Raw genomic sequence first — 11,832 nt, forward strand, 5'->3', positions numbered from 1 at the left:
TCTAGTCCTTAAATCGTTTGGCCCGCGGCCAGCCCTTCTCGGGCATGCGCCCCGCCTGCGCGCGCTCGCCCCGCCAGAACTTCAGCTCGCTCGCCGGGATGAGGCGGTTGGCCCACGGCAATCCGTCCGCAAGGACGAAGGCCTGCGCGTCGGAGAGCTGGTCGCCCTTCGACTTCTGCAACAGCACGCCCCTGCCCCGGCCCATCTCGGGCACTTGGTCGAGCGGGAAGATCAGCAGCTTGCGGCCTTCGCTCAGCACCGCGATCGAGTTCGCGCCCTCGGGCACAATATTGAAGGCCTGCGCCTTCTCCTTGTCTGCGAGATTCAGGACGCCCTTGCCGTTCTTGGTCTGCGCCACGACCTCGTCTTCCGGCACGATGAAGCCGCGCCCGGCATCCGATGCGACCAGGAACTTGCGGCCGCCCTTCAGCACTTCGAGCTGAACGATGTCCTGGTCGTTGCCCAGTTCGATCATCAGACGGATCGGCTCGCCGTGGCCGCGCGCGCTCGGCAGCCGGTCGCAGCCGATCGTGTAGAAGCGGCCGTTTGTGCCGAACAGCAGGATCTTGTCGGTCGACTGGGCGTGCATGGCAAAGCGCGCCGCGTCGCCTTCCTTGTATTTCAGCTCACCGGCGGCCTTGTCGTCGAGATGGCCCTTGGCGGCGCGGATCCAGCCCTTCTCGGACAGGACGACCGTGACCGGCTCGCGCTCGACGAAATCGTCCATCGTGTGCTCGATCTCGGCCGGCGCGTCGGCCAGCTCGGTGCGGCGGCGACCGAGTTCGGTCTTGCCGCCGAACTTCTTCTTGGTCTCGCGCACCTCGTCGGCGATCGCGTTCCACTGCAGCTCGTCGCTCTTCAGCAGCGCCTTGAGGTCCTTGCGCTCGGCGCTCAGCTTCTTGTGCTCGCCGCGGATCTCGAACTCCTCGAGCCGGCGCAACGCGCGCAGCCGCATGTTCAGGATCGCTTCGGCCTGCATGTCGGTGAGGCCGAAAGCCTTGATCATCTTGGGCTTGGGCTCGTCTTCCTCGCGGATGATCTTGATCAGCTTGTCGAGGTTCAGATAGGCGATCAGGTAGCCGTCGAGGATCTCCAGGCGGCGCTCGATGGCGGCCAGCCGGAAGGTCGAGCGCCGGATCAGCACCTCGCGCCGGTGATCGAGGAAGGCCTGCAGTGCCTCGCGCAGGTCCATCACGCGCGGCGTGTTGTCCTTGTCGAGCACGTTCAGGTTCAGCGGGAAGCGCGTCTCGAGGTCGCTGAGCTTGAAGAGCTGCTCCATCAGCAGCTCGGCCGGGACATTGCCGGTCTTGGGCTCCAGCACGATGCGCACGTCGTCGGCCGACTCGTCGCGCACGTCCTCGAGGATCGGCAGCTTCTTGGCGTTGATGATCTCGGCGATCCGCTCGATCAGCCGGCCCTTCTGGACCTGATACGGGATCTGCGTGACGACGATGCGGTACTGGCCGCGCGGAAGCTGCTCGACTTCCCACTTGGCGCGCAGGCGGAAGGCGCCGCGGCCGGTCTTGTAGGCCTCGACGATCGATTCGCGCGGTTCGACCAGGATGCCACCGGTCGGGAAGTCCGGCCCCTTTACCAGGTCGACCAGCGTCTCGATGCGCGAGTTCGGCGTCTTGATGAGATGCAGCAGCGCGTCGCACAGCTCGCCGACATTGTGCGGCGGGATCGACGTCGCCATGCCGACGGCAATACCGGCAGCACCATTGGCGAGGAGATTGGGGAAGCCACCGGGAAGCACGATCGGCTCCTCGGTCGAGCCGTCGTAGTTGGGCCGGAAATCGACGGCGTTCTCGTCGATGCCGCCCAGCAGCGCCTCGGCGACCTCGGTGAGGCGGGCCTCGGTGTAACGCATCGCGGCGGGGTTATCGCCGTCGATGTTGCCGAAGTTGCCCTGGCCCTCGATCAGCGGATAGCGCGCGGCGAATTCCTGGGCGAGGCGCACCAGCGCGTCGTAGATCGACTGGTCGCCGTGCGGGTGATACTGGCCGATCACGTCGCCGACGACGCGGGCGCTCTTCTTGAAGGCGCTGTTCGGGTCCAGCCGGAGCTGGCGCATCGCGTACATCAGGCGGCGATGCACGGGCTTCAGCCCGTCACGCACGTCCGGCAGCGACCGCGACATGATGGTCGACAGCGCATAGGACAGGTAACGCTCGGAGAGCGCCTGCCCGAATTGCACCGGCTTTACCTCGGCCAGTTGGACGACGTTGTTGCGCTTTGCCATGGACCAGACTGACGAGGGGTAAGGACCGCAGTTCGAGCCACGGCCGTGATTATTCTAGCGTTGGAGCGATTCCATAAATCTCGACCGTGCGGGAGGCAAGGGCTTGTTGTGCGGCCAAAACACGTGCCGTTCGAGGAAAAAGCCCGTCAGGTCGAGACCCTGGCGCAGTTCGTCGTCATCCGACGGTAACCCGCCGGTGGATAGAAACGCCGGCAGGGCCAGCAGCTTCTCCTTGTAAGGGCCGGCAGCCTCCTGCGAGACGGCCCGGCCGGTCTTCGGGGAGACGTAGGCCAGGTTCTCGGTCGACCCGGTGGCTGCGCATTTCTCGAGATCGAGGCCGAAGCCAAGTTCCTGCAGCAGCCCGAGTTCGAGGCGGACATAGATCGCGGGCCAGCCGGGATGGCCCAGCACGCCGAGGAACGCCCGGAACCCGTCGAACATCGCGGGATGCGGCTCGCGCTCCGGCAAGGCGGCGTCGATCACGGCGCAGGCCGCCGCGAGGCCGGCCAGTTCGGCGGCATCGTCCATGGCGCGCGCGGCATGCGGCTCGCGCAGTTCGCCTGAATAATTGCCGAGCTGTTCGGGAAGGCGCCCCCGCCAGCCGACCTCGACCAGGTTGCCGGATTGCCAGACCGGACGGGCGCGCCGCGAGACGCCGCCGGGCACGAAGCCCGAATGGCGACCATGCTCCCGCGTCAGTAGCGACACGACGAGGCCCGTCTCCCCATGAGACCGCGCCGTCAGCACGATGCCTTCGTCGTTCCAATCCATGGGCCTGTATGACGCGTCCCGGGAAATCGCGCTAGGTTGGGCACCATGCCGAAACTGAGACGCCGGGCGCTACTGGGGGCAGGCGCGCTCGCCACCCTGCCCTCTCGCCTCTTCGCCCAGACCGCCGCGTCCTCTCGCCCCCGCCTGCTGCAGGGTGTGCAGTCGGGCGATGTCGGCGGCGACAGCGCGACCCTGTGGAGCCGCGCCGACCGGCCGGCCCGCATGATCGTCGAATATGCGACGACGGAGAGCTTCGCTGGCGCGACGCGCCTTCAGGGACCCGAGGCTCTCGCCGCGACCGAGTTCACATCGCGCGTCCGCCTGAACGGATTGCCGGCGGGACAAACCATTTTCTACCGCATTGCCTTTGCCGCCGACGGTGCGACGAGCGACTGGGTATCCGGACGCTTCCGCACGCCGGCGACCGCAAAAGGCGATGTGAGTTTCGTCTGGTCGGCCGACACGGTGGGCCAGGGCTGGGGCATCAATCCGGATGTCGGCGGCATGACGATCTACGAGACGATGCGCTCGCTCGCGCCCGACTTCTTCGTGCATTGCGGCGACACGATCTATGCCGACGATCCGATCGCGCCGGAGAAGAAACTGCCGGACGGCCGTATCTGGAAGAACCTCACGACCGAGGCGAAGTCGAAGGTCGCCGAGACGCTGGCCGACTTCCGCGGCAACCATCTCTACAATTTCCTCGACGGCAACCTCCGTCGCTTCAATGCCGAGGTCCCGATGATCGCCCTGTGGGACGATCACGACGTCCTCGACAACTGGTACTGGGAGAGGCGCGTCGACGAGGACCCGCGCTACCGGGAAAAGAGCGTGGGCGTGATGGCGCAGAAGGCCGAGCGCGCCTTTCGCGAGTTCATGCCGCTGGCCGACGGGCTCGACGGCACGATGCGCCTGTTCCGCAAGTTCTCGTTCGGACCGCAACTCGATCTCTTCCGCCTCGACATGAGGAGCTTCCGGGCGCCCAACGGCCCGAACCGGCAGGAGTTCGGCGGCCAGAGCACGGCCTTTCTCGGCATCGAGCAGATCATCTGGCTGAAGCAGGCGCTCAAGGCCTCCACGGCTACGTGGAAAATCGTCGCCGCGGACATGCCGCTGGGGCTCGTCGTCTATGACGACTGGCGCCGCAAGTCCGGCTTCGAAGCCGTCGCCAACGCCGACGACGGCCCGCCGCTGGGACGCGAACTGGAGATCGCCGACCTTCTGTCGTTCCTGAAGCGAGAGGACATCCGTAACGTCCACTGGATCACCGCCGACGTGCACTATCCCGCCACCCACCGCTACGATCCCGCGCGCGCGGCCTTCCAGGATTTCACGCCGTTCTACGAATTCGTGTCGGGCCCGCTCTGCGCCGGCGGCTTCGGCCCCAATGCGCTCGACGGCACGTTCGGGCCGCAGGTCGTGTTCCAGAAGGTGCCGCCGACCGGCCGCTTCGATCTCTCGCCTCTCGAAGGCTCATGCCATTTCGGGCACGTGAAGATCGACGGAAGCTCAGGCGTGATGACGGTCAGTCACCGCGACGCGGCCGGCACCGTCATCCATTCGCTTGAGCTGGCACCAACTTAACCGTCGTCTCGACCGGAGCACCGAAGGTGCGGAGTGGAGAGACCTTCTCTCCACGAAAAGCCAACAATTCGTTGAGAGAAGATCTCTCCACTCCGCGCTGCGCGCTCCGGTCGAGATGACGGGAGTTACGACTGGTAGTCGAGGCCGATCGTCTTGTAGTGCGAGGGATCGTCGGCCCAGCGCTCGCTCACCTTCACGTGCAGGAAGAGGTGCACCGGGCGCTCAAGCATCTGCGACAGCTCGTGACGAGCGCGCGCGCCGATCTGCTTGATGCGCGCGCCACCCTTGCCGAGGAAGATCGCGCGCTGGCCCTCGCGCTGGACATGGATGATCTGCTCGACGCGAACGCTGCCGTCGGGACGATCCTCCCACTTCTCGGTCTCGACCGCCGCCTCGTAGGGCAGTTCCTGGTGAAGCTGCAGGAACACCTGCTCGCGCGTCACTTCGGCGGCCAGCAAGCGCAGCGGCAGGTCGGCCGCCTGATCCTCCGGGTACAGGAACGGTCCCGGCGGCACGGCGAGCGCAAAGGCGGCTAAAAGATCGCCGACGCCGTCGGCCTTGAGTGCGCTCACCATGAAGGTGCGCTCGAACGGGACGATGGCGTTCAGCTCGGCCGTCAGCGCCAGCAAGGTCTCGCGCGCGACCAGGTCGATCTTGTTCAAGACCAGGATGCGCGGCGTCTTCGAATCCTTCAGCCGCTCGGCGATCGCCTTCGTCTCCTGCCCGATGCCGCGCTCGGCATCGACCACCAGCGCCACCAGGTCGGCATCGTCGGCGCCCTGCCAGGCGGCGGCGACCATGGCGCGTTCCAGGCGGCGCTTGGCGACGCGGAAGATGCCCGGCGTGTCGACCAGGATGACCTGCGCGCGAGAGGGGCCCTCGCCGGTGTCGGGAACGTCGGCCATGGCGATGCCGATCACGCGCATGCGCGTGGTCTGCACCTTCGGCGACACGATGCTCACCTTCGAGCCGACCAGCCCGTTCACCAGCGTCGACTTCCCGGCATTCGGCGCGCCGACGACGGCGACGAACCCGGCCCGCGTTGCAGGCGTGCTCATGCCCTGTCCAACCTTTCCAGTAATGCCATGGCGGCTAGGCGTTCGGCCTCGCGCTTGCTGCCGCCACGGCCGCGCGCGGGATCGTGTCCCTTGAGGGTTACATCGACCACGAACACCGGCGCATGCGGCGGTCCCTCGCGGTCGATCTCGACATAGGCCGGCAGCGGCAGGCGACGGGCCTGCGCCCATTCCTGCAACGCCGTCTTCGGGTCGCGCGGCGCCACCGCCTGGCTGCTCAGCCGATCGCCCCACAAAAGCTCCACGCTCGCCGCCGCCGCTTCGAGGCCTGCATCCAGGAACACTGCGCCAAGCAGCGCCTCCAGCGCATCGGCCATGATGTTGGGTTTGACGCTATGGCCGTGCGCGCGCTCGGAATCGCCCAGCCGCAGATGGTCGCCGAGACCGATGGCCGTCGCGATCTCGACCAGCGTCTCGGCCCGCACCAGCGAAGCGTGGCGCCGCGCCAGCTCGCCTTCCCGCTCGTGCGGAAAGCGGCGCAGCAGGAGATCGGCCATGGCCAGCGACAGCACCCGGTCGCCCAGGAATTCCAGTCGTTCGTTGCCGTTGGGGAAGGCGGCCTTCAGCTCGGGCCGCCGGTCGAGGGCACTGCGATGGGTCAGCGCCTCGGCGGCCAACGCGGCGCGCACGAACACATGACCCACACCCTTCGACAGCGCCGTCAGATCGACGTCGGTCGAACTCAGTGGATTGCCATGAAGAAGCGGTTCCAGCGTATCGCCTGAGGCCATTTCCATGGCTCCAGCCAGCCTGCGGCCGACGGATCGTGCGAGAAGAAGATGAACTCCGCCCGGCCCACGAGATTCTCCGAGGGCACGTACCAGCCGAGCTGGTCGCGGTCGCGCGTCGAGCCGGAGAAGTCGCGCAGCATCAGCCGCGTTCGACTGTCGAGCGAGTCGTCGCGATTGTCACCCATGACGAAGTAACTGCCGGCCGGCACGAGGAACTCCGGCGTGTTGTCGGCCATGCCGTCGTCGCGATACTCAAGCACCGTGTAGCGGCGGCCGTTGGGCAGGGTCTCGCTGTAGAGCGTGCCCTTCTGGTAGTGGCCGTTGTTGCCCTTCACATAGTCGCCGATCTTCAGGCGATCGACCGCCACGCCGTTGATGTGCAGCAGGCCGTTCGTCACCTGGATGCGATCGCCCGGCATGCCGACGATGCGCTTGATGTAGTCGGTGCGGTTGACGCCCTGGCCCTGGTCGCCGGGATACTTGAACACGGCGACGTCACCGCGCTCCGGCGGGGCACCGAAGATGCGGCCCGAAAAGACGCCGAGCGAAAAAGGGAAGGAGTGCTTGCTGTACCCGTACGAGTACTTCGAGACGAACAGGTAGTCGCCGACCAGCAGGGTCGGGATCATCGAGCCGCTGGGAATGTTGAACGGCTCGATGGCGAACGTCCGCACGACCAGTGCGATCAGAACGGCATAGACCACCGTCCGGACGGTTTCTCCCCATCCGCCGGTCTTCTCCTGTCCCCGCTTCCGACGCTCAGCCACGTCCGTCATCGCCGTACCAGTTTGAACAAGCCGGGCCTATAGCAGGACCCGGACGCCCTGTCTCCCGCCCCAACCGCGGCATGGGAGCCTTGCGAATTGCTGAAAGCGCCCTGCGGATCATGCCGCCGGCACCGCCGAGATGATCACGATCGCCTGGGCCAGCGGGTATTCGTCCGTGATGCTGAGGTCGATTTGCGCCGTCATGCCAGCCGGTGTGATCTTTTGCAGCCGCGCCAGCGCCCCGCCCGTCAGGGCCAGGGTGGGCTTGCCGCTTTTCTGGTTGATCACGCCCATGTCACGCCAGAAGACCCCTGCCCGCAGCCCGGTGCCCAGCGCCTTGGCGCAGGCCTCCTTGGCGGCGAACCGCTTGGCATAGCTTGCGGCACGGGTCGCCCGGCCCTCGGAGCGCTTTTGTTCAATCTCGGTGAAAACACGCTGCACGAAGCGATCGCCGAACCGCTCCAGCGATTTCTCGATGCGCCGGATGTCGCAGAGGTCGTTTCCGAGGCCGATGATCACGCGGCGGCTCCCCCGGCGCGCGCGGCATCCATGATGCGCCGCATCTCGCGGATCGCCGGCTCCAGGCCCACGAAAATCGCCTCGCCGATCAGGAAGTGACCGATGTTCAGTTCGCGGACCTCGGGGATGGCCGCAACCGGCGCCACGTCGGCATAGCTCAGCCCATGGCCGGCATGGCATTCGAGCCCGAGCTTCGCGCACAGGGCGGCGGCATTGCGTATGCGCTGCAACTCGGCCTGCTTGGGCTCGCCCTCGATCTCGCAATAGCGGCCGGTGTGCAATTCGACGACGGGTGCACCCAGCGTGACCGCCGCCTCGAGCTGGCGCGGATCGGCCTCGATGAACAGCGAGACCCGGATGCCGGCGTCGCGCAGGCGGGCGACCATCGGCTTCAGGTGATTGTGCTGGCCGGCCGCGTCGAGCCCGCCCTCCGTGGTCCGCTCCTCGCGCTTCTCGGGCACGATACAGGCGGCATGTGGCTTGTGACGCAGGGCGATGTCGACCATCTCCTGGGTCGCCGCCATCTCGAAGTTGAGCGGCACCTTGAGGTCGCGCATCAGCCCCTCGATGTCGGCATCGATGATGTGGCGCCGATCCTCGCGCAGATGGGCGGTGATGCCGTCGGCACCGGCCGCCTCGGCCAGGCGCGCCGCGCGCAGCGGATCGGGCAGATGGCCGCCGCGCGCGTTACGCACGGTGGCGACGTGATCGATGTTGACGCCAAGACGCAGGGGATTGGACGCAGTCATACGCATCTTTCGCTGGAAAGGGACGAGGAAGCCGTCAATTGCGCGCGCGTTCGACGGCGTTGATGGCAGGAGTGGCGCGCAGCGCCGCCGTAATGTCGGCAAGATGCTTCACGTCGGCGACCTCGACATCGATCACCATGTCGAAGAAGTCCATCGACCGGTTGACGATGCGCAGGTTGGAGATGTTGCCCTCGTGGCGGGCGATCACGGTCGACAGGCTCGACAGGCTACCGGGCTGGTTGGACACGGTGATCTTGAGCCGGCCCGTGTAGACGCCGCCGTCGCCCTCGTTCACCGAGTCCCAGCCGACGTCGATCCAGCGCTCGGGCGCCTCGGAGAAGCTCTCCAGCGTGGCGCAGTCGATCGTGTGGATGGTGACACCCTTGCCGGTCGTGATGATGCCGACGATGCGGTCGCCGGGCAGCGGATGGCAACAGCGCGCGAAGTGCACCGCCATGCCCGGGATCAGTCCGCGGATGGCGATCTGACCCGGCTCCTGCTTGCCCCCTCGTCCGCCCTCAGTGGCCTTGCCGGACTTGGCGCGGGCGCGCGAGATCGGCACGACGTCGGCCCCGCCCTTGCGCGGCTGCTTCAGCCCCGGATAGACGGCCGTCAGCACCTCGCGGGCGCCCACGAGTCCGGCGCCGACCGTCGCGATGAGATCGTCCGACGAGGCCTGCTTGAAATTGAAGCGCACGCCGTCGAGGCCCTTGTCGGTGACCTCGTAGCCTTCCTCGTGGAAGGCCTTCTCGAGCAGCGACTTGCCGAGCTGGATGTACTGTTCGCGCTGGCGAACGCGGATGAAGCGCCGGATCGCGGCCTTGGCCTTGCCGGTGACGACGAAGCGCTCCCAGGTCGGCGACGGCGTCTGCGCCTTGGAGGTGACGATATCGACCTGGTCGCCGTTGGAGAGCTGCGTGCGCAACGGCAGCATGCGACCGTTGATCTTGGCGCCGACGCAGGTATCGCCCACCTGGCTGTGCACCGCATAGGCGAAGTCGATCGGCGTCGCACCGCGCGGCAGGGCGATCAGCTTGCCTTTCGGCGTGAAGCAGAAGACCTGGTCCTGGAACATCTCGAGCTTGGTGTGCTCGAGGAACTCCTCGGCGTTGGGCGCCTTGTCGAGGATGTCCATGAGGCTGCGCAGCCATGCATATTGCGGCGCGTCGGTCGAAGGGCCGCCCTGCTTGTAGATCCAGTGCGCCGCCACACCACGCTCGGCCTGGTCCTGCATGTCCTCGGTGCGGATCTGAATCTCGATGCGCTGGGCGAGCGGCCCGATTACGCCGGTGTGCAGCGAACGATAGCCGTTGGGCTTGGGAACCGAGATGTAGTCCTTGAAGCGTTGCGGCAGCACTTGATACTTGCCGTGCAGCAGGCCGAGCGCCTGGTAGCACTGCGCAACGTCGGCGACGATGATGCGGAACGCCATGATGTCGGCGAGCTGTTCGAACGACACGTTCTTCGTCTGCATCTTGCGCCAGATCGAATAAGGCGTCTTCTCGCGGCCCGAGACCTGCGCGTTGAGGCCCCCTTCCTTTAGCGTCTTCACCAGCTCGACTTCGATCTGGGGCACCAGCTTGTCGCCGCGCTCGCGCAGGTAGCCCTGCCGCGCCAGCACCGAAGTGCGGCCGTCGGGATTGAGCTCGCCGAAGGCCAGTTCCTCGAGTTCGCGCTTCACCTTCTCCATGCCGATGCGCGAGGCGAGCGGCGCATAGAGGTCCATGGTCTCGCGCGCGATGCGGCGGCGCCGTGCCGGCTCCTTGATGTGATGCAGGGTGCGCATGTTGTGGAGACGGTCGGCGAGCTTCACCAGCAGCACGCGGATGTCCGACGACATGGCCAGCACCAGCTTGCGCAGGTTCTCGGCTTCCTTGGTGCTCTCGGACTGGATCTCCAGTCGCGAGAGCTTGGTGACGCCGTCGACCAGCCGCGCGATGTCCTCGCCGAACAGGCCCGCGATCTCGTCGCGCGTGGCGTCGGTATCCTCGAGCGTGTCGTGCAGCAGGCCGGTCACGATCGAGGCGGTGTCGAGCCGCATCTCGGACAGGATGCCGGCGACCTCGACGGGATGGGAGAAATACGGATCGCCCGAGGCGCGCAGCTGGTTGCCGTGCTTCTTGAGGCCGTACACATAGGCGCGGTTCAGCACGTCCTCGTCCGCATCCGGATCGTAGGCCTGCACCCGCTCGACAAGTTCAAACTGACGAATCATGGCAATCACCCACTATATGGGGACGATTGCGTTCACTCCACGACGTTTGCACGAATAGCAGGCTGAACCCTGTTAGGGCTCAGCCTTCCGCGGGCTATTCCGTGACGTCGTCTTCCTCGGCCATCGGCAGGGCCTTCGGCTGGGCGGCTTCCGCACCGCCCTGCGCCAGCGCCGCCGCCAGCTCCTGCTCGAGCTCGGCCATCTCGTTGACCTCCTCGGGCTTGTCGACGTCGGCGTGCTTCTGCATGCCGGAGATGAGCGAGTCCTTCAGGGCGGCCTGGTCGAGCTTGACCTCGGCGATCTCGCGCAGCGCCACGACCGGGTTCTTGTCGCGATCGCGGTCGAGCGTGATCTGGGCGCCGGCCGAGATGTCCCGGGCGCGCTGCGAGGCGAACATGACGAGCTCGAAACGGTTGGGGATCTGCACGATGCAGTCTTCGACGGTGACACGCGCCATGGCGGGAACCTCAGATTTCGCGGGAGCCGCGGGTTATACCCTCCCCGGCCCAAAAGGCAAGCCAACCGGCCCGGAAGCAGCCTAGAACCGGTGGGCGACCTGGTCGGCCGGCAGGGCGGCCAGCAGATCCTGGATCGACGCTCCCGACGCGGGATGGCGCCAGCCGGGAGCCAGATCGGCCAGCGGCCGCAGGACAAAGGCCCTATCCGCCATACGGGGATGCGGCAGGGTCGCCTTTCCGGGGCCTGGCGCGGCTATTTCCCCCTGATAATCGAGTAAATCCAGGTCGATCAGCCGGGGGGCGTTGGGCACGCTGCGGACGCGGCCGAACAGGTCCTCGATCTCGTGCAGGGTGGCCAGCAGCTCGTCCGCGGGCAGCCGGGTCGCGATCTCGGCGACCACGTTCACGTACCAGGGCTGATCCGAAACCGGCACCGGCGCCGTCCGGTACCAGGGCGAATAACGCAGCACTCGGACCTCATGCCGGTCCAGCTCCAGCAGGGCCGCCTGCAACGTCTCGCGGGGAGACGCGTAGGACGGATGAGGCAGGTTGGCCCCGGCGCCTATGAAAATCGGCTGACGGCCCGTGTTGTCCACCAGCGAACTCCTCCAACCCCTTGTGATCTAAAGGTTAACAACCTACTCTTAATATGCTTTCGGAGAGGCGTGGGTTACCAGCCTTCCGCTGCTACATAAATTTTTCGCTCGGTCTGCGCATATT

At 66.4% G+C, this 11,832-nt stretch carries 11 protein-coding genes; 1 reads left to right on the forward strand and 10 read right to left on the reverse strand.

Annotated features, from left to right (window positions below; translation table 11 throughout):
- Position 1: 1 nt before the first annotated feature.
- On the reverse strand, positions 2–2,242 hold the full coding sequence (gene parC / locus AC1RP5_RS15245; protein WP_493111834.1) for a DNA topoisomerase IV subunit A: 2,241 nt from the start codon (positions 2,240–2,242) through the stop codon (positions 2–4).
- A 54-nt stretch (positions 2,243–2,296) separates the two neighbouring features.
- Positions 2,297–3,013, reverse strand: a complete 717-nt coding sequence (gene recO / locus AC1RP5_RS15250; RefSeq protein ID WP_493111836.1) for a DNA repair protein RecO — start codon at positions 3,011–3,013, stop codon at positions 2,297–2,299.
- Between the two features lie 45 nt (positions 3,014–3,058).
- Here recO and AC1RP5_RS15255 point away from each other — a divergent pair, with 45 nt between their 5' ends.
- Positions 3,059–4,597, forward strand: a complete 1,539-nt coding sequence (locus tag AC1RP5_RS15255; RefSeq protein WP_493111837.1) for an alkaline phosphatase D family protein — start codon at positions 3,059–3,061, stop codon at positions 4,595–4,597.
- A 125-nt stretch (positions 4,598–4,722) separates the two neighbouring features.
- On the opposite strand, the gene era is transcribed toward AC1RP5_RS15255, so the two are convergent.
- The 8 genes from era to folK all read right to left on the reverse strand — a co-directional run bounded on the left by era (position 4,723) and on the right by folK (position 11,708).
- Positions 4,723–5,655, reverse strand: a complete 933-nt coding sequence (gene era, locus AC1RP5_RS15260) for a GTPase Era (protein ID WP_493111839.1) — start codon at positions 5,653–5,655, stop codon at positions 4,723–4,725.
- Positions 5,652–6,404, reverse strand: a complete 753-nt coding sequence (gene rnc / locus AC1RP5_RS15265) for a ribonuclease III (RefSeq protein WP_493111840.1) — start codon at positions 6,402–6,404, stop codon at positions 5,652–5,654. Before rnc ends, era begins: the two co-directional genes overlap by 4 nt.
- On the reverse strand, positions 6,356–7,180 hold the full coding sequence (lepB, locus tag AC1RP5_RS15270; RefSeq protein WP_493111842.1) for a signal peptidase I: 825 nt from the start codon (positions 7,178–7,180) through the stop codon (positions 6,356–6,358). Before lepB ends, rnc begins: the two co-directional genes overlap by 49 nt.
- A 108-nt stretch (positions 7,181–7,288) precedes the next feature.
- Positions 7,289–7,690: a holo-ACP synthase gene (acpS, locus tag AC1RP5_RS15275; protein WP_493111844.1), complete on the reverse strand. Its 402-nt coding sequence runs from the start codon at positions 7,688–7,690 to the stop codon at positions 7,289–7,291.
- Positions 7,687–8,439, reverse strand: a complete 753-nt coding sequence (locus tag AC1RP5_RS15280; protein ID WP_493111845.1) for a pyridoxine 5'-phosphate synthase — start codon at positions 8,437–8,439, stop codon at positions 7,687–7,689. Before AC1RP5_RS15280 ends, acpS begins: the two co-directional genes overlap by 4 nt.
- 34 nt (positions 8,440–8,473) lie before the next feature.
- Positions 8,474–10,654, reverse strand: a complete 2,181-nt coding sequence (locus tag AC1RP5_RS15285) for a RelA/SpoT family protein (RefSeq protein ID WP_493111847.1) — start codon at positions 10,652–10,654, stop codon at positions 8,474–8,476.
- Positions 10,655–10,748: 94 nt separating this feature from the next.
- Complete coding sequence (gene rpoZ / locus AC1RP5_RS15290) at positions 10,749–11,111, reverse strand: DNA-directed RNA polymerase subunit omega (RefSeq protein WP_493111848.1); 363 nt, start codon at positions 11,109–11,111, stop codon at positions 10,749–10,751.
- Positions 11,112–11,192: 81 nt separating this feature from the next.
- A complete protein-coding gene (gene folK / locus AC1RP5_RS15295) occupies positions 11,193–11,708 on the reverse strand; it encodes a 2-amino-4-hydroxy-6-hydroxymethyldihydropteridine diphosphokinase (protein WP_493111850.1) in 516 nt (171 codons plus the stop codon).
- Positions 11,709–11,832: the final 124 nt, after the last annotated feature.

This window comes from Reyranella sp. GW821-FHT12G01, assembly GCF_058806575.1.